Raw genomic sequence first — 17709 nt, forward strand, 5'->3', positions numbered from 1 at the left:
GGTGCGTGACCCTCATCGATCAGCTCCCGCAGACCGCAGACCCCGACGCCCTCTACGAAGCCTTCGAGTCGTGGGCCGGGGAGCGCGGGCTCACCCTCTATCCGCATCAGGAAGAGGCGCTGATCGAGGTGGTCTCGGGAGCGAACGTGATCGTGTCGACTCCCACCGGCTCCGGCAAGAGCATGATCGCCGCGGGTGCGCACTTCGCGGCGCTCGCCCGGGACGAGGTCACCTTCTACACCGCGCCGATCAAGGCTCTCGTCTCGGAGAAGTTCTTCGAGCTGTGCAAGCTCTTCGGCACCGAGAACGTCGGCATGCTCACGGGTGACGCCTCGGTCAACGCCGACGCACCTGTGATCTGCTGCACTGCCGAGGTCCTGGCTTCGATCGCACTGCGCGACGGCAGGCAGGCCGATGTCGGCCAGGTCGTGATGGACGAGTTCCACTTCTACGCCGAGGGCGACCGCGGCTGGGCGTGGCAGATCCCGATCCTGGAGTTGCCGCAGGCACAGTTCATCCTGATGTCGGCGACGCTCGGCGACGTCTCGATGTTCGAGAAGGACCTGACCCGGCGCACCGGTCGCCCCACGGCGGTGGTGCGCTCGGCGACCCGTCCGGTGCCGCTCTCCTACGAGTACCGGCGCACCCCGCTCACCGAGACGCTCACCGAGCTGCTGGAGACCCGGCAGGCCCCTGTCTACATCGTCCACTTCACCCAGGCGCAGGCCGTGGAACGGGCGCAGGCGCTGATGAGCATCAACATGTGCTCGCGGGAGGAGAAGGACCAGATCGCCGAACTGATCGGTAACTTCCGCTTCACCACCAGGTTCGGCCGCAACCTCTCCCGTTACGTGCGGCACGGCATCGGCGTCCACCACGCCGGCATGCTGCCCAAGTACCGCCGCCTGGTGGAGAAGCTGGCTCAGGCCGGTCTGCTGAAGGTGATCTGCGGCACGGACACTCTGGGCGTCGGCGTCAACGTCCCCATCCGTACCGTGCTCTTCACGGCCCTGACCAAGTACGACGGCAACCGGGTGCGCACCCTGCGCGCCCGCGAGTTCCACCAGATCGCGGGCCGGGCAGGACGGGCCGGTTTCGACACGGCGGGCCTCGTCGTGGCCCAGGCGCCGGAGCACGTCATCGAGAACGAGAAGGCGCTGGCCAAGGCCGGCGACGATCCGAAGAAGCGGCGCAAGGTGGTGCGCAAGAAGGCGCCCGAGGGCTTCGTCGGTTGGACGGAGAACACCTTCGAGAAACTGATCGCCTCCGAGCCGGAGCCGCTCACCTCCCGCTTCCGGGTCACCCACACGATGCTGCTGTCGGTGATCGCCCGCCCGGGCAACGCCTTCAAGGCGATGCGGCATCTGCTGGAGGACAACCACGAGCCGCGCAAGCAGCAGCTGCGCCACATCCGGCGCGCGATCGCGATCTACCGCTCGCTGCTGGACGGCGGCATCGTCGAGAAGCTCGACGAGCCGGACGCCACCGGCCGCATCGTGCGCCTCACGGTCGATCTCCAGCAGGACTTCGCGCTCAACCAGCCGCTGTCCACGTTCGCGCTGGCCGCCTTCGAACTCCTGGATCCCGAGTCCCCGTCCTACGCCCTGGACATGGTCTCCGTGATCGAGTCCACGCTGGACGACCCGCGTCAGATCCTCGTCGCGCAGCAGAACAAGGCGCGCGGCGAGGCCGTGGCCGCGATGAAGGCGGACGGTGTCGACTACGAGGAGCGCATGGAGCGGCTCCAGGACGTCACCTACCCCAAGCCGCTGGAGGAACTGCTCTTCCAGGCGTACAACACCTACCGCAAGAGCCACCCATGGGTCGGCGACCATCCGCTCTCGCCGAAGTCGGTCATCCGCGACATGTACGAACGCGCCTTGACGTTCACGGAGTTCGTCTCGTTCTACGAGCTGGCCCGCACCGAAGGCATCGTGCTGCGCTACCTGGCCAGCGCCTACAAGGCGCTGGAGCACACCGTCCCGGACGACCTGAAGTCGGACGACCTGGAGGACCTCATCGCCTGGCTCGGCGAGATGGTGCGCCAGGTCGACTCCAGCCTGCTGGACGAGTGGGAGCAACTGGCCAACCCCGAGGAGATGACGGCCGAGGAGGCCCAGGAGAAGGCCGACCAGGTGAAACCGGTCACCGCCAACGCGCGCGCCTTCCGGGTGCTGGTCCGCAACGCCATGTTCCGCCGGGTGGAGCTCGCCGCCCTCGATCAGATCGATGAACTCGGCGAAATGGACGCCGAGTCCGGCTGGGACGCCGAGGCGTGGGGCGCGGCCATGGACAAGTACTGGGACGAGTACGACGAACTCGGTACCGGCCCCGACGCGCGCGGCCCGAAGCTGCTGATCATCGGTGAGGAGCCGGAGAACGGGCTGTGGCGGGTCCGTCAGATCTTCGCCGACCCGAACGGCGACCACGACTGGGGCATCAGCGCCGAGATCGAGCTCGCGGCCTCCGACGCGGAGGGCCGCGCCGTCGTCCGGGTCACCGACGTCGGCCAGCTGTGAGCACGGGAGCACACCACCCATGACGAACCCAGCCGAGAGGCTTGTCGACCTGCTCGACCTGGAGCAGATCGAGGTCAACATCTTCCGTGGCCGCAGCCCGCAGGAGTCCTTGCAGCGGGTCTTCGGCGGCCAGGTGGCCGGCCAGGCCCTGGTCGCCGCCGGCCGCACCACGGACGGTGAACGGCCGGTGCACTCGCTGCACGCGTACTTCCTGCGCCCTGGCATACCGGGCGTACCCATCGTGTACCAGGTCGAACGGGTCCGTGACGGAAGGTCCTTCACGACCCGGCGGGTCACGGCCGTACAGCAGGGCCGCACGATCTTCAATCTGACCGCCTCCTTTCACAAGCCTGAAGAGGGGAGCTTCGAGCACCAGTTGCCGCCGGCCCGCGAGGTGCCGGACCCGGAGTCGCTGCCGACGGTGGCGCAGGAGGTCAAGGAGCATCTGGGCGCGCTGCCCGAGACACTGGAACGGATGGCCCGGCGGCAGCCGTTCGACATCCGCTATGTGGACCGGCTGCGCTGGAACACCGACGAGATCAAGGACGCCGACCCACGCAGCGCGGTGTGGATGCGTGCCGTGGGTCCGCTCGGGGACGACCCGCTCGTGCACACCTGTGCGCTGACGTACGCCAGCGACATGACGCTCCTGGACGCCGTCCGTATCCCCGTCGAACCGCTCTGGGGACCGCGGGGCTTCGACATGGCGTCGCTGGACCACGCGATGTGGTTCCACCGACCGTTCCGCGCGGACGAGTGGTTCCTGTACGACCAGGAGTCCCCGATCGCGGTGAGCGGCCGGGGTCTTGCCCGGGGCCGCATCTACGACGTCGAGGGACGCCTTCTCGTCTCCGTCGTCCAGGAGGGACTCTTCCGCAGGCTCGAGCGGTGACGGCACGTGTGTCTCACGCCCCTGTGGGCGGTTCGGCGTGCGGCGCCGGTCAGGGGTTTCTGCGGCGCAGCCATCCGAGCACGCCTCGCGGCGGCGTCGGTTCGTGGCACCCGGCCATCGCCGGTCGGCCGGGGGCGGTCCCGGCGGGGGACACAGGCTCTCCCGGGAAGGCCGTCGCGGTGACGCCCGCGGTCCGGGCCACGTCCGTGGCCCTGTGCGCGGTCGTGTTTCCGCAGACCGTCGCGGCCCCGGCCCTGCAGACCGGGGCAGTGCGGTGGACGGTCGCGGGTCGGTTCTCGTCGTCGGGGACTCCCGGTGACACCCGCGGCGCGGGCCTCTGTCGCCGCGCCTCCATCAGCGCCTGCCCCAGATCGGCTCGCAGCAGGCCGACCTCGTCGGAGTCGTCCGCGATCATGATCCGCGCGGTGATCCCGGCCGCGGGAGAGTCGGGTGGCCACTGCGCGGACGGGGCGGGCCGCAGGCGGTACAGCTCGGCACGCTCGTACGGATCGGGGACGACGTCCGCCACGTGAGCCGGGTCGAGCAGGGACGCCACCACTGCGGCCCTCGCCCACGGGTCCTCCGTCAGCCGCATCCGGAATCCGAAGTGGCGCCCACGCCAGTTGCGGGGTCGAAGGTCCAGTCCCGCGTCCAACTGGTCACGCAGCCCCTCGGGCGCCCTGCCGGTGAGCAACTGCGCGTTCGCCTCCCCGGACGCGAACTGCTTGACCTCGTCGGCCAGATACAGCCACACCACGGCACGGTAGCGGTTCAGGTACCAGCTCACCGGCACGATCAGGCCCAGACGGGCGAACCGCGTGAACCGGGCGGGCGTCACGCACAGCAACGCCGCACCGTCCCTGGTGCCCACCGTCGCGACACGTTCCCGGAGCGTCTCTGGGAATCCGTCCTCGCGTCGCACGCGGTCGACCTCGGCGCGCGTGACGCGGCGTCCCCCTCCCCTGTCGTCGGGTACCGTCCGCACGCGGCCGAGCTGGACGGCGAGGTCCAACTCATCGCGTCGGAGGTTCAGTTCGCGCGCAGCCCGGCTCAACGTCAGTGACAGAGGCCGCGACGTGACGTCCGCTACCCCGTTGACTTCCGTGATCGCCGGCGTGATCGTGTGTCCGGACATGGCAGTTCTCCCCCGTGGAGTCCGCTGCGGGCGCCGTGTGCGTCCGCCTTGGAAAAAACCGTAGCCTCATCGCCGGATCCCGGAACAAGCCTGTGGAAAAACTCGGATCACCCCACCGTCGACACAGGTCAGAGGTCCATTGGCGGCATGTTCTCGCGCTGCCGCTCGGCCACGGCGAGGTGCTCCCCGACCCGGTTCACCATCCGTGTCATCTCGTAGGCGATCTGGCCGATGTCGGCGTCGGCGGCGCTGAGCACGCACAGGCAGCTGCCGGGCCCGGCCGCCGTGACGAACAGGATCGCGTCCTCGAACTCGATCATGGTCTGCCGCACCTGACCCGCACCGAAGTGGCGGCCCGAGCCCTTGGCCAGACTGTGCAGTCCGGATGAGACGGCGGCGAGATGCTCGGCGTCCTCGCGCCTAAGCCCGGTGCTGGTGCCGGTCACCAGTCCGTCGTTGGACAGGACCAGCGCGTGTCGTATGGGTTCCACGCGCTCGGTCAGGTCGTCCAGGAGCCAGCCGAGCTCCGTGTTCTGCGCCATGGTCCGCTCTCCCCGTGTTGTCGCCCTCCCTGGCCGGAGGATCCGGTCAGCCAGCCTTCACCACACCCGCCGTCCCGGCAAGCAGGATGGAGGTATGGCACAGAAGATGACCGACGAGGAATGGCGGGCCTTTGTCTCGCACGGGACCCGCACCGGGAAGCTCTCCACGGTTCGCGCGGACGGCAGCCCGCACGTGGCGCCGGTCTGGTTCCTGCTGGACGGCGACGACGTGGTGTTCAACACGGGTAAGGAGACGGTGAAGGGGCGGAATCTGGCCAGGGACGGCCGAGTCGCCCTGTGCGTGGACGACGATCGTCCTCCGTACGACTTCGTCGTGCTGCACGGGCGGGCCGAACTGTCGGAGGACCTGGAGGAGGTGCGGCACTGGGCGACGCGGCTCGGCGCCCGGTACATGGGTGAGGACCGGGCCGAGGAGTTCGGTGCCCGCAACGGAGTCCCGGGAGAACTCCTCGTCCGGGTACGGGTCGAGAAGGTCCTCGCCCATTCGTCCGTCGCCGGATAGAACCGGCCGGTCCTGTCCCCTGACGTCAGCCCACCGAGTCGAGCAACCGGGCGGTGTGCATCCGCCCGGCGTACTCGACAAGGCGGATCAGCACTTCCTTCCCCGAGTCGCGGTCCCGTGCGTCGCACAGCACCACCGGTGTGCCCTGGTCGAGGTCGAGGGCCCGCGACACGTCGTGCGCCGCGTGGGGGCGGGCGCCGGCGAAGCAGTTGACGGCGACCACGAACGGGATGCGCCGGTGCTCGAAGTAGTCCACCGCCGGGAAGCAGTCCTCGAGCCGCCGGGTGTCCGCGAGTACGACGGCACCGAGGGCGCCCTGGGAGAGCTCGTCCCACAGGAACCAGAACCGGTCCTGCCCCGGTGTGCCGAAGAGGTAGAGCGAGAGCCCGGACCGGATGGTGATGCGCCCGAAGTCCATGGCGACGGTCGTCGTGACCTTCTGGTCCACACCGTCGGTATCGTCCACGGACTGGCCCGCCTCACTCAGCAGTTCCTCGGTGCGCAGCGGCCTGATCTCGCTGACCGCACCCACCAGGGTGGTCTTGCCCACGCCGAATCCGCCGGCGACCAGTATCTTCAACGCCAGGGCGGCCATCTCGTCCTCCGTGACGTCGGAGTGCTCGGAGACCATCGATCACTTCTCTCGGGAGTGCCGACCACGGTCGACATCAGTTCATCCGTGCGGAGTCAGCATCATGGCAACAGCGGTGCGTCTCTGGGGGGTCAGACCGCTTTTTGACCGATACGACCACCTGTCGTCCGTTCGGTGCCCGAATGGACGTACAACTCGGTACGGGTCCGGCCGGCCGTGCGTCCCGGACATCGCTACAGCGCCCTCAGTCCCTCGATGACCTCGCGCAGAATCCGTTCGTCGGGGAGTTGGGCCGGCGGTACCGGCCGGCTGACGGCCACGCACCCCAACTCCAGGAGGTCCCCGAGGAGCACACGAACAACACCCACGGCCAGGTCGGCTCCTGCGGCGAGTTCGGCGACGGACTGCGTCTCGATGCGGCAGAGGTCGACGAGGGCTCGGTGTTCCGGGCCCAGTGCGGCCTCGTCGTCGAGGTTCGGCGCCCCGGTATCGAGCGTGACCAGGGCGATGAGGTCGAAGCGCACCCCGGCCGGGCCTGGCCTGGTGCGGCCGCCCGTCATCGCGTAGGGCCGCACGAGGGGGCCCGCCTCGTGGTCGTACCACTGACTGCCCGGCTGGTACGGGACGCCTGTCCGGTCCTCGGTCATCTGCGACCGCCCTTGGTTCTCATCCCGCGGCGGGCGGTCGGGCGCCCACCCTGGGCGGGGCGTAGAGGTGCTCGCCGACGCGTTTGACCAGTCGTGCCATCTCGTACGCCACCAGTCCGATGTCGGCGGTGACGGCGGTGAGGAGGGCGAGGCAGGAGCCGTCGCCCGCGGCCGCCACGAAGAGGAAGCCGTCGTCCATCTCCACCATGGTCTGCCGTACACCGCCCGCACCGAAGTGGCGGCCCGCGCCCTTGGCGAGGCTGTGGAAGCCGGAGGCGACGGCCGCGAGATGCTCCGCGTCTTCGCGGCTGAGGCCGGTGGAGGCGCCGACCGCCAGGCCGTCGTTCGACAGCACCACGGCGTGCCGGACGTCGCTCACACGTACCACCAGGTCGTCCAGCAGCCAGTCGAGTTCACCCGACCGCTGGGCGGCCCTCATGCTCGGGTCCTGGATCATGCGGGGTCTCCTTCGCTGCTGTCGCCGTCGGGTCGGGCCGCCCGTCCGGGTGGGCGGCCGCCGCCGCGTGCCCAACCGTCGCGATAGGCCGTCAGGCGGTCCCGTACGAGTTCGGGGGTGCGCTCGTCGTCGCTCCGGGAGCCGCGAGCGCTTGTCGCGACCTCCTCCAGGCGTCGTTCGCGCAGTTGTGGGGCGAGACTCGCCTGCCGTACCCGCCGCGGGAGGTCGTCGGGAGCCTCGGCGTCGTCCGCGGGGCGGTGCAACCTCAGCGGCGCGACTCCCGCGGGAGGAGTCTCGGGCGGCAGGTCGCCGGAGGGTTCCGCTCCGACCTGCGCGGAACGCGCCAGGGCCGGCCGTTCCGCGGCCTGCGTCATGGGCTCCCACTGCGGCGGGACAGCAGCCACGCGCGCGTACTGGCCGTCCTCCTCCCGCTCGGTGTCCGCCGTACGACGCGGGGGTTCCACCGCGCCGCCGTGCAGGAGAGCGGTCGGCAGGAGGACGACGGCGGTGGTGCCGCCGTAGGGCGAGGTGCGCAGGTGCACCTTCACCCCGTGCCGGGAGGCGAGTCTGCTGACCACGAAGAGGCCGAGCCGGTCGCTGTCGAACAGGTCGAGCGCCTCGGACTGTTCGATGCGCCGGTTCGCCTCGGTGAGGGTCTCCTTTCCCATGCCGAGCCCCCGGTCCTCGATCTCCACGGCGTAGCCGTTGCCGACGGGCTCTCCGTTGACACGCACGCGCGTGTGAGGTGGCGAGAACTGTGCCGCGTTCTCGATGAGTTCGGCGAGGAGGTGTGTGACGTCTGCGACCGCGGTGCCGATCACCGCGGCGTCGGGGAACTGCCGTACCTCCACGCGCGCGTAGTCCTCGATCTCGGAGACCGCGGCGCGTACCACGTTGGTCAGCGAGACGGGCATGCGCCAGGCGCGGCCGGGTGCGGCGCCGGAGAGGATGATCAGGCTCTCCGCGTGGCGGCGCATGCGCGTGGTCAGGTGGTCGAGCCGGAAGAGGTCACTCAGTTCGCCCGGGTCATCGGAGCGGCGCTCCATGCTGTCGAGCAGGTTGAGCTGGCGGTGCACCAGGACCTGGCTGCGCCGTGCGAGGTTGACGAACACCCCGGAGATGCCGCTGGCGAGTTCCGCGCGTTCGACGGCGGCGCGCAGGGCGGCACGGTGCACGATGCCAAGGGCCTCGGCGACCTGCCCTGTCTCGTCCTCGGCGGGTGGGCCACCGGGCGCCTCGGCGTCGACATCGATCTCCTCGCCTGCACGCAGCTTCCGCATGGCCTGCGGGAGTTTGTGGCGTGCGATCTCCAGGGCGCTGTTGCGCAGGCTCACCAGTTCGACGACGAGTCCTCGTCCGATGCGTACGGAGATGACGAGCGACGCGGCGACGGCGACGAGGCCGAGCAGGACGGCTGCGCCGGCGGGTGTGAGCACGCCACGCGTGAACGGGTCCGCCTGGCGTGCGACGCTCCCGCCCGCCTCGGCCTCGATCGTTCGCATGCCGTCCTGCACGCGCGTGTGTGCCGTGTTCCAGGCGGCTTCGGGGGCGGCGGCGAGGGCCGAGGCGCCGGACCGCCTGGCCAGCGCCCTGTCCTCCAGGGCACCGAGGCCGGCGTACTCGCTGCTTGCCGCCAGCCGCTTCCAGGAGGTGCGCTCGGCGCCGCGCAGGTCGGCGACGGCGGACGCGGTCAGAGTGCGGCGCGTGTCGACGGCGCCGGTGAACAGCCTCAGCCGGTCGCCGTCAAGGCTCCGCGCCAGCCGGGCGCCGGCCAGAACGGCGTCCTCCTGGGCGAGCGACTCGCCCGCGCGGGAGAACTCGAGCAGCACGCGCGCGTCGGAGCCCAGGTCTGCGTCCTGTACACCGGTGAGTGCACCGCCCACCTGGAAGGCTGTGGCGATGGTCCTGGTGTACTGCTGGTACGCCCCCTCCCAGCCGACCCGATGGGCGAGTACGTCGCCGCGCAGGGACCGCAACTGTTCGGCCCCGGTGACGAACGCCTGGAGCCGGCTGGAGACGCCGGAGGGCAGGTCGGTGCCGTCGGCGACGGTGTGGTGTCCGCCGAGCCTCAGTGCGGCCACGGCCCGGTCGGTGCGGCCGGCGAGAGCCTGCAGATCACTTTGCTGTTCACCGGCGGGATCCGTCGCATAGCGTACGGCGGCAGCGCGCTCGTCCTGGAGCGCGGCCACGGCGTCGGCGACCGGCACGCGCACGGTGGAGTCCACTCGTTGCAGCACGCGCAGCCGGGCGACGTCCTGGGCGGTGCTGACGGTGGCGTAGGCCCACAGGGCGATCAGGGAGATCACGGGCACCATGAGCAGGCAGACGATCTTCGCCCGGACGGTGCGCGGCCGGATGCGCCACCGTTCCGCCCGCGGGGCGGTGGCAGGTGGTTCCGTGCCGCCGGTCTCGTCGGCCGCGACGCGCTCGTCGGCCGGCGGGCCGGCGTGCGCACGGCGGCCGCGCGCCGGTGGCCGGGGCGGCGGCTCGGCGTCGGCGGTGGGTGTCCAACGAGGTGTTCGCATGGCCTTCTCACTCGGAGTGTGTCGCGACGTGTGGTCCGTGCCCCGCGGTCAGCGGGCGGCGCTCTCGACCGGCCGCTGGGCCGACGTGGAGGCCTCGCGCTCTCCGGCGGTCGGCGACAGTGCGACGAACGCCGAGGTCAGGAAGAGGTAGGACCCGAGGCCGACGGCGAGGGGGAAGATGAACTGCATCGCCGTGGCCCCGGGCAGGACCTGGCCGGACGGGGTCACATCGACGCTCACCGCGAACATCGCGGTGTAGTGCATGCTGCTGACCGCAGCACCCATGACGAGCGAGGCGAGGGTGACCGCGATGGGCGACTTGATGTTGAGGCCGGCCCACAGGGCCGCCGTCGCCGCGACCACGGCGATCAGCACGGAGAGCGCGACGAGCACCGGGTCGTAGTGCACGGTCCCGTGCAGCCGCAGCGCCGCCATGCCGAGGTAGTGCATGCTCGCGACCCCGAGGCCGGTGGTGAGCCCACCGAGGACGAGGGCCTGGGGCCGGCCACCGCCGTAGCCGACGGCGAACACGCCGATACCCACGACGATCACGGCGACGAGCAGGCTGAGGATGGTCAGCGGCACGTCGTAGCGGATCTCGGTCCCGGTGACGCCGAAGCCGAGCATCGCCACGAAGTGCATGGTCCAGATGCCGGTGCCGATCGCCGAGGCAGCGGTGAGGAGCCAGTTGCGACGTGCCCTGCCGGTGGAGCCGAGTGCGCGGACGGTGCAGCGCAACCCGAGGGCGGCGCCTATGCACGCCATCACGTACGACAGCACGGGGGTCAGCCAGCCGAATGCGGCGTGGTCCAGGTGTCCCATGGCCACGGGACGCTAGCCCGGGCCGAGGGGCGCAAAGGGGGCGCATTTCGAAAGCTGTTGAAATCTGACATAGAGGAGGCACGGAACGATCGCGTCATGCTCGAACGTGTGCACAGCAGCCTCCCTCGCGAAGGTGAGGGATCATGCGGTGCATGAGCGACGACCACACACACGTCCAGGAGTTCTTCACCGCGCGTGCGGCCGACTGGGACGCGAGGTTCCCCGACGACGGCCCGGCGTACGCCGCCGCGGTCACCGCTCTCGGTCTGCGCGAGGGCGACCGGGTGCTCGACGCGGGCTGCGGCACGGGGCGGGCCCTGACGCCGCTGCGTGCGGCCGTGGGCGACTCGGGCGTGGTCCTGGGAGCCGATGTCACCCCGGCCATGCTTCAGGCAGCGGTACGGGCCGGACGGGACCGCGACGGCGTGTTGCTGCTTGCCGACGTGGCCGCGCTTCCGCTCCGCACGGAGTCACTGGACGCGGTCTTCGCGGCTGGACTGATCGCCCATCTCCCCGACCCGCCCGTGAATCTGCGTGAACTGGCGCGCGTGGTGCGGCCCGGCGGACTGCTCGCGCTTTTCCACCCGGTCGGCCGGGCGGCCCTCGCCGCCCGCCAGGGCCGGCAGATCACTGCAGGCGATCTGCGCGCCGAGCCCAGCCTCCGTCCGCTGCTGGCCGCTTCCGGCTGGCGTATGACGTCGTACGTCGACGAGGACACCCGCTTCCTGGCGCTGGCCGTCCGCGAGGGCTGAGTCCCAGCCTCGCGCCGCAATCGCGGCCACCAGGAGGTCGGGGTTGTCGAACGTGACGTGGTGACCCGCATCCGGCACGGTCACCCCGCGGACACCCGCCGCCTGAAGGCCTTCCCTGCCGGCCAGTTCGCCGCTCGGCTCTCCCTGGAGGCAGACGCGGGCTACTTCTACGAGGGCGACCGTCGTTGCGGGCGGAGAAGGTGGACGCCCCCTTCCGGCGCGGGATCCTCACGATCGCGCGGGCCACGGTCCAGGCTGAACCGGCGTGGCCGCGCACCACGCTCGGCTCACTCGACTCACTCGGTGCGGGAGGTCGTTGAGGAGGCCCCCGCCTGCCGAACGGGGCACCCTCTGACCCCGGGGACCGGACGGGTGCCCAGGTCGGCGACGCGATAGCCGTTCGGGTAGCCCTTGATCTCCCAGTTCTGCCGGGCGTGATGGGGAGTCCGGCGCGGGGGCATGAGGCGGACGAAGCGGCCGCGGGCACGGACCGCACGACGCACCCACGCGCGCGTGGCGGCGTTCGGCGGCTCGTACCGGAAGGCCCGCAGGAGCGAGTCGTCGAGCAGGGAGAGGGTCGCCCGTCGCAGGACGGGGGCGAGGGCGCGTGGATACCAGGAGGCCATCAGGTCCAGTGTCGCGTCGGACACGCGCCGGGCCTGTCGGTCCCAGGCGAAGTGCATCGACTCGTAGGCGTCGAGGCAGACCTCGAACTCCTCATAGGTCCCGGGGACGTCCTTGATGCCCATGTGCCGCCCCAGCGTGCCGTAGTGGACGGCGGAGGCGATGGTCTCGTGCCGGGACAGCCGGCGCCATCCGAAGGCGTCGATCCACCGCTTGGGCATCACCACGAAAGTGCACAGCACGTACCTCATGTCGTCGTTACTGATGTCGTAGCTGCGGTGCATCTGGTTGATGCGGCGGATCGCGGTGCGCCCCTCGTCGCTGTCGAAGCCGTGCTCCACAACGGTGTCGAGGAGCAGCGAGGTGTCGTCGTAGCGCTTCTGTGTGCGGTCGACGAGCTCCCTGGTCTCGGCGAGCAGCCGACCGATGCGCGGGACGGCGTACGTACGGTAGAGCGCCAGTTCCAGGGCCCGGGTGTAGTCCCAGGGGAACTCGTACGCGGCACTGAGCCGGTAGATCTCCAGGGCGTCCTTCTCGGGGTCCAGGCGCCGGATCCGTTCGAGCCGTTCGAACCGCTTCACCGTCCGTCCCCCTTATGCGATGGCAACTCCAACCTTACGTTGAAGAGCAGCACACACACGTCGGAGAGGGCAACCACACTGGGGGAAGGCGGCTTGGCATGTTCGACAGGATCCGCACATCGGTCGGCAGACTCCTCAACAGCTCTCCGCGCGCCCGGGAGGCCAGGGCCGGAGCCGGGCGCAAGCGCACACACAACGTCTTCGAGGCGGCAGCCGCCTATGTGTCGGCGTGCGCCGAGGACGACCAGGACCGGATGGACGAGGCCGCGGCGTGGGTCTCGCCGGAGGCCCTGTCGTTCGGTGTGACGGAGCTAGCGTGCCGTGCGGTGATCGCTCTGGCGCGGGAGCGCGACGACTCTCCGCGGGCGGTCGCGCAGACGCTCCTCGGCCTGCCTGCCGCCTGACACCGGAAGTCGCCGGGCGCTTTGGCCCCGTCCGGCCGGAGACGTGCGTTTCCTTCCGGGATTCACCGTCGTGACAACCGGCTCGCGGGCGCATTAGGGTGCGCCGACGAACGACGGATCGGGAGGACGGCATGACCGGGACGGACGAGGACTCCGTCGCCGCCACGGACGACGCGCTGTATGTGCTGACGGCGATTCTGCTGACGCCCGCACAGTTCCCGAGCGTGCTGGGCGACGACTATCCGGAGGCCTGCGCGGCGCTCGGTCTGCCGGCCGCGATGGACGGGTACGGCCTGGTGCTCGGCCAGGATGGCGACGGTGCCCGCTGGACGGTGGCCATCGACGACGTGTCGCTGGTGGCCGTGGCGATCGCGTCCTGGGACTGCGGCATGGAGTACGACCTGTCGCCCGACGAGCGCTCGGTCGTCGCCGCCCTGCCGGGCTGGCCGCTGGCTGTGGCCGTCGCGGCGCCCGGTGTGCCCGCCCCGCACGACCCGGCACCGGAAGACAGCGGCCGTGAGCCGCTCTCCCCGCCGGACACCGACAGCTGGGGTCCGGCGCAACGGCGTCTGGGCGCCGACCAGATCGCGCTTCAGTGGGCCGTGTGGCGAGATCAGGTCGGCGACGCCGACTTCGCACCCGTGGACGACGGGGAGCGGGCGGCGGAGGGTGAGCCCGCGGACGGGAAGGCCGCGGACGGGAGCCGCGGCGGGATACACCGCGCGCTGGACGAGGCGCACGCGTATGTGGACTCTCCGCCGCCGCCGGGCCGTGTCCGTTCCTCGTTCGCACCCGGTGACGCACGCCTGTTGCGTGCCGACGGGCCCGGCTGGTCCATGGTGGCCAGGACAGACGACATCGCGTTCCTCCTCCTCGACGAGAAGCCCGGAGAGGTGATCCCGGTGGGCCGGGGTCGGCGGTTGCCCGGACTGCTGGAGGGTCTGGACAAGGTGGCGGCACGTCCGGCCTGAGGCGGGACAGCAGGGCGTGATGGGCATGGGCTGAGTTGTGAGCCCCTATATGACCGTCTGCGTCCATGTGGCCCACGCCTATGGTTGGCGAACGTCCGTGGCCGCAGCATGGGCAGCCCCGTGCTCCCGTCCCGCCTCGGAGGTCACTCATGCGCCTGTCCCGTCGCGTCGCGTGGTGCGTCGCCGCTCTGCTGGTCCCGGCCCTCCCCGGCGGCGCGGCGGCGAGCGACGGTGGCCACTGCGGACCGCAGGAGCGGATACGGGTACCTGGTGCCGCGTTCCAGCAGCAGGCCTGCCTGGGCGACATGACCACCGCGGGGCTGGCGGGAACGCCGTACACGGACATGAGCGACCAGGCGGGCCTGACCGCCGCGGCCACCCTCAATCCGTCCGGTGTTCCGGGGCTGCAGATCGACGGCTACTTCCCGGACGACTCGCACTTCAACGCCACCCATGGCTGGCGGCATGACGCCCAGTTCGTCATCCGGCTGCCCGACCGGTGGAACGGCGGCCTCGTCGTCACGGGAGCCCCCGGTACGCGCCGGCAGTACGCGACCGACACGGCGATCTCCGACCGGGTGCTGGCGCAGGGTTACGCCTACGCGGCCACCGACAAGGGAAACAGCGGACCGGACTTCTACCGCGACGGAACCCGCCCCGGTGACTCCGTCGCCGAATGGAACCGGCGCACGACACAGCTCACGCTGGCCGCCAGGCAGGTGGTGGCTCAACGCTACGGACGGGCCGCTCGGCACACGTACATGACCGGTATCTCCAACGGCGGCTACCTGACGCGCTGGCAGCTGGAGCACCACCCCGAGCTGTACGACGGCGGGGTGGACTGGGAGGGCGCGCTGTGGGCGGCCGACGGCCCGAACCTGCTGACGTCGCTGCCGGTGGCCGTGGCCCGCATGCTGGGCTCCGCCCGTGACGCAGATCTGTACGCCGCGGGGTTCGCCCGCGGGTCCGAGTTCCTGTGGCCGTACCACGAGAAGGCGTACTGGGGCATCACACAGAAGATCTACCGGGCCGAGTTCGACCCCTCGTACGACCCCTCCTGCCCCGGTGCATCCGCCGGGTCCACGGCGGAGCAGATCCTGGCCCCCTGTCCCTCGGACGCGGACTACACGTATGCGGCGCGTCCCGAGTCCGTGCACCGGGCGGTCGCCCGGGTCGCGCTCACAGGACGGATCGGCAAGCCGCTGATCACGCTGCACGGGGACCTGGACGCCCTGCTGCCCAAGAGCACGGATTCCGACGTGTACGCGCGCATGGTGCGGGAGGCCGGTCGCGGGCCGCTGCACCGCTTCTACACCATCGAGGGCGGTACGCACGTCGACGGCCTCTATGACACCTATCCGGACCGGCTCAGGCCGATTCTGCCGTGCTACCGAGCGGCCTTCGACGCGCTCACCGCATGGGTCGAGCGAGGCGAGCGGCCGCCCGCGGACCGTACCGTCGGCAGGCCGGCGGACGGTGACGTGGTCAACTCCTGCGCGCTGGCCGGGCCCCGAGGCCGGCGGACTTCCTCGGTGGAACTCCCCGGCCTCTCAGCGGCCGAGCTCCTTGCGCGCCACTCGGCGCAGCCTGCGCCGCTGTGACGGGTCCAGGGTGAAGTACGCGGCCGCCGGGACTCCCAGCACGATCAGGAGGGCGGCCCACCACGGCAGCCATATCCACAGGATGAGCCCGGCCAGCACTCCGCCGGTGGCGATCTTCGCGTTCCTCGACATGTGTCGCCTCCTTCGCGGCCACTGCCGCTCCTTGTTCTGAGAACGGGTGCCTGCTGCGCGCGGTTCCGGGTCCCGCCCCTGATACAACCCTGAGACGCGGCTCCTCAGCCCCCGATCGGCGACCCGCCCGATCGACGGCCGGCTCATGTCGTTCGCGCGTGCGGCGGTTCTCCGGTCGCCGGCTTGTCCCTACGGCGCCGGGGCCGGCACCGCGAGGAGTGATTCCAGGGCGCTGGGAAAGCCGCTGGGAAGCCCGCTGGGGAAGCCCGACGGCAACCTCGTCGGCAGATCCGAGGGAAGGATCGAGGTCAGTACGGTCGGCAGTCCTGTGGGGATGCTCAGGGAGGGGGCAGGCGTGCCGCTCGTGCTCGCACCGCTCTCGGTGGGCGACTTCCGCTGCGACGCGCCACCACGGCCGTTGGCCACGAGGACCACGGCGACGATTCCGAGGGCCACGATCGCGGCGAGTGCCACGAAGAGGCCCGTGCGGCGGCGACCGGACGCGCCGGGTGACCCGGTCGGCGGCTGGAGCGGCGGACCGAACCCGGTGCGGTCCGAAGTCGGCGTGTCTCCCGACGGCATGGCCATACGATCCACAGTCGTCGCCAACCGGTCACGGCGGTACCCTCGCGCGGGTCGTTGATACGGACTCATGTCATGGACCACATGATTCCGGGACCTGCCACGCGAGGGCCCGTCACTCCGGGAGGGTTGGGCAGTGATCAGCCGCGCGCGCCCAGCAGATGGTCCATGGCCAGCTGGTCCAGGCACTCGAAGGCCATCCCGCGCGCGGCGGCCGCCTCCACGTCGAACTCCTCGAAGGCACCGCGATCGGCGAGCAGCGCCTGAAGTCCGTCCTCGGCGGTCGGCTGCGCCAACTGGTCCAGACGCGAGGCACGCAGGGCCTGCTGGACCTCCGGGTCGGCACGGAAGGCGGCCGAACGCTCCTTGAGGATCAGGTAGTTGCGCATGCAGCCGGCCGCCGACGCCCAGACGCCGTCGAGGTCCTCGGTCCGCGGCGGCTTGAAGTCGAAGTGGCGCGGTCCGCTGTAACCGGCGCTCTCCAGGAGGTCGACCAGCCAGAACGCGGCCCGCAGGTCACCCGCGCCGAAGCGCAGGTCCTGGTCGTACTTGATGCCGGACTGGCCGTTGAGGTCGATGTGGAAGAGCTTGCCCGCCCACAGGGCCTGGGCGATGCCGTGCGGGAAGTTCAGCCCGGCCATCTGCTCGTGGCCGACCTCGGGGTTGACGCCGTACAGCTCCGGGCGCTCCAGGCGCTCGATGAAGGCCAGCGCGTGTCCGACGGTGGGCAGCAGGATGTCGCCGCGGGGCTCGTTCGGCTTGGGTTCGATGGCGAAGCGCAGATCGTAGCCCTGGGAGGTGACGTACTCGCCCAGCAGGTCGAAGGCCTCCTTCATGCGGTCGAGCGCGACCCGCACGTCCTTGGCGGCGCCGGACTCGGCGCCCTCCCGGCCGCCCCAGGCGACGTACGTCTTGGCGCCCAGCTCCACCGCCAGGTCGATGTTGCGGATGGTCTTGCGCAGTGCGTAACGGCGGACGTCCCGGTCGTTCGCCGTGAAGGCGCCGTCCTTGAAGACGGGGTGGGTGAAGAGGTTGGTGGTGGCCATCGGCACGGTCATTCCGGTCGTGTCGAGGGCCTGGCGGAAGCGCTTGATGTGCGCCTCGCGCTCGCTGTCCGAGGACCCGAACGGGATCAGGTCGTCGTCGTGAAAGGTGACGCCGTAGGCCCCGAGCTCGGCGAGGCGCTGCACCGTCTCCACCGGGTCCAAGGCACGCCGGGTGGCGTCGCCGAACGGGTCCCGTCCCTGCCAGCCGACGGTCCACAGGCCGAAGGTGAACCTGTCCTCGGGGGTGGGCTGGTAGCTCATGCTGCGGCTCCTTGCTCGCTGAGACTATTTCGTCATGGCACTTAACAAATTAGTATGCGGGGGCATCTCTGGGAAGAGACGATGTGTCCTCCGTACGGGCA

At 70.6% G+C, this 17709-nt stretch carries 18 protein-coding genes; 7 read left to right on the forward strand and 11 right to left on the reverse strand.

Annotated features, from left to right (window positions below; translation table 11 throughout):
- The first annotated feature begins 5 nt into the window (after positions 1-5).
- Both AC5WS8_RS02670 and AC5WS8_RS02675 read left to right on the forward strand, forming a co-directional pair.
- Complete coding sequence (locus tag AC5WS8_RS02670; RefSeq protein ID WP_496101597.1) at positions 6-2519, forward strand: DEAD/DEAH box helicase; 2514 nt, start codon at positions 6-8, stop codon at positions 2517-2519.
- A gap of 19 nt (positions 2520-2538) precedes the next feature.
- Positions 2539-3411 carry an acyl-CoA thioesterase gene (locus tag AC5WS8_RS02675; protein WP_496101598.1) on the forward strand — a complete coding sequence of 291 codons (873 nt, stop codon included), beginning with the start codon at positions 2539-2541 and terminating at the stop codon, positions 3409-3411.
- Positions 3412-3460: 49 nt separating this feature from the next.
- Here the strand turns inward: AC5WS8_RS02675 and AC5WS8_RS02680 are convergent, their stop codons facing one another.
- On the reverse strand, positions 3461-4546 hold the full coding sequence (locus AC5WS8_RS02680; RefSeq protein WP_496101599.1) for a DUF6397 family protein: 1086 nt from the start codon (positions 4544-4546) through the stop codon (positions 3461-3463).
- A 128-nt stretch (positions 4547-4674) separates the two neighbouring features.
- Entirely contained in the window at positions 4675-5088 is a 414-nt protein-coding gene (locus AC5WS8_RS02685; RefSeq protein ID WP_496101600.1) for a roadblock/LC7 domain-containing protein, read from the reverse strand.
- A gap of 94 nt (positions 5089-5182) precedes the next feature.
- On the opposite strand from AC5WS8_RS02685, the gene AC5WS8_RS02690 reads away from it, so the two are divergent.
- Positions 5183-5611 (forward strand): PPOX class F420-dependent oxidoreductase, encoded by a 429-nt coding sequence (locus AC5WS8_RS02690; protein ID WP_496101601.1) that lies wholly within the window; start codon positions 5183-5185, stop codon positions 5609-5611.
- 25 nt (positions 5612-5636) lie between these two features.
- Here the strand turns inward: AC5WS8_RS02690 and AC5WS8_RS02695 are convergent, their stop codons facing one another.
- The 5 genes from AC5WS8_RS02695 to AC5WS8_RS02715 form a co-directional block, all read right to left on the reverse strand.
- Positions 5637-6242 (reverse strand): GTP-binding protein, encoded by a 606-nt coding sequence (locus AC5WS8_RS02695; protein WP_496101602.1) that lies wholly within the window; start codon positions 6240-6242, stop codon positions 5637-5639.
- 194 nt (positions 6243-6436) lie between these two features.
- On the reverse strand, positions 6437-6850 hold the full coding sequence (locus tag AC5WS8_RS02700; RefSeq protein ID WP_496101603.1) for a DUF742 domain-containing protein: 414 nt from the start codon (positions 6848-6850) through the stop codon (positions 6437-6439).
- Between the two features lie 19 nt (positions 6851-6869).
- Positions 6870-7307, reverse strand: a complete 438-nt coding sequence (locus AC5WS8_RS02705) for a roadblock/LC7 domain-containing protein (RefSeq protein ID WP_496101604.1) — start codon at positions 7305-7307, stop codon at positions 6870-6872.
- Positions 7304-9832 (reverse strand): sensor histidine kinase, encoded by a 2529-nt coding sequence (locus AC5WS8_RS02710; RefSeq protein WP_496101605.1) that lies wholly within the window; start codon positions 9830-9832, stop codon positions 7304-7306. The genes AC5WS8_RS02705 and AC5WS8_RS02710 overlap by 4 nt, the downstream gene beginning before the upstream one ends.
- Before the next feature lie 48 nt (positions 9833-9880).
- Positions 9881-10654 carry an MHYT domain-containing protein gene (locus AC5WS8_RS02715; RefSeq protein WP_496101606.1) on the reverse strand — a complete coding sequence of 258 codons (774 nt, stop codon included), beginning with the start codon at positions 10652-10654 and terminating at the stop codon, positions 9881-9883.
- A 152-nt stretch (positions 10655-10806) separates the two neighbouring features.
- On the opposite strand from AC5WS8_RS02715, the gene AC5WS8_RS02720 reads away from it, so the two are divergent.
- On the forward strand, positions 10807-11406 hold the full coding sequence (locus tag AC5WS8_RS02720) for a class I SAM-dependent methyltransferase (RefSeq protein WP_496101607.1): 600 nt from the start codon (positions 10807-10809) through the stop codon (positions 11404-11406).
- 296 nt (positions 11407-11702) lie between these two features.
- On the opposite strand, the gene AC5WS8_RS02725 is transcribed toward AC5WS8_RS02720, so the two are convergent.
- Positions 11703-12611, reverse strand: coding sequence for an oxygenase MpaB family protein (locus AC5WS8_RS02725; protein ID WP_496101608.1), 909 nt, complete (start codon positions 12609-12611; stop codon positions 11703-11705).
- Positions 12612-12709: 98 nt separating this feature from the next.
- Here AC5WS8_RS02725 and AC5WS8_RS02730 point away from each other — a divergent pair, with 98 nt between their 5' ends.
- From AC5WS8_RS02730 to AC5WS8_RS02740, 3 genes are all read left to right on the forward strand, one after another.
- Positions 12710-13015: a hypothetical protein gene (locus tag AC5WS8_RS02730; protein ID WP_496101609.1), complete on the forward strand. Its 306-nt coding sequence runs from the start codon at positions 12710-12712 to the stop codon at positions 13013-13015.
- 131 nt (positions 13016-13146) lie between these two features.
- Complete coding sequence (locus tag AC5WS8_RS02735; RefSeq protein ID WP_496101610.1) at positions 13147-13986, forward strand: hypothetical protein; 840 nt, start codon at positions 13147-13149, stop codon at positions 13984-13986.
- 149 nt (positions 13987-14135) lie between these two features.
- Positions 14136-15587 carry a tannase/feruloyl esterase family alpha/beta hydrolase gene (locus AC5WS8_RS02740; protein ID WP_496101611.1) on the forward strand — a complete coding sequence of 484 codons (1452 nt, stop codon included), beginning with the start codon at positions 14136-14138 and terminating at the stop codon, positions 15585-15587.
- Here AC5WS8_RS02740 and AC5WS8_RS02745 read toward each other — a convergent pair.
- The 3 genes from AC5WS8_RS02745 to xylA form a co-directional block, all read right to left on the reverse strand.
- Positions 15537-15719: a tail-anchor membrane protein gene (locus AC5WS8_RS02745; RefSeq protein WP_103842773.1), complete on the reverse strand. Its 183-nt coding sequence runs from the start codon at positions 15717-15719 to the stop codon at positions 15537-15539. The two genes, AC5WS8_RS02740 and AC5WS8_RS02745, sit on opposite strands and share 51 nt — an antisense overlap.
- A gap of 189 nt (positions 15720-15908) precedes the next feature.
- On the reverse strand, positions 15909-16301 hold the full coding sequence (locus AC5WS8_RS02750) for a hypothetical protein (RefSeq protein WP_496101612.1): 393 nt from the start codon (positions 16299-16301) through the stop codon (positions 15909-15911).
- Positions 16302-16441: 140 nt separating this feature from the next.
- Positions 16442-17608, reverse strand: a complete 1167-nt coding sequence (gene xylA / locus AC5WS8_RS02755; RefSeq protein ID WP_496101613.1) for a xylose isomerase — start codon at positions 17606-17608, stop codon at positions 16442-16444.
- Between the last annotated feature and the right edge of the window lie 101 nt (positions 17609-17709).

It is taken from the genome of Streptomyces sp. PTL18, from assembly GCF_059510295.1.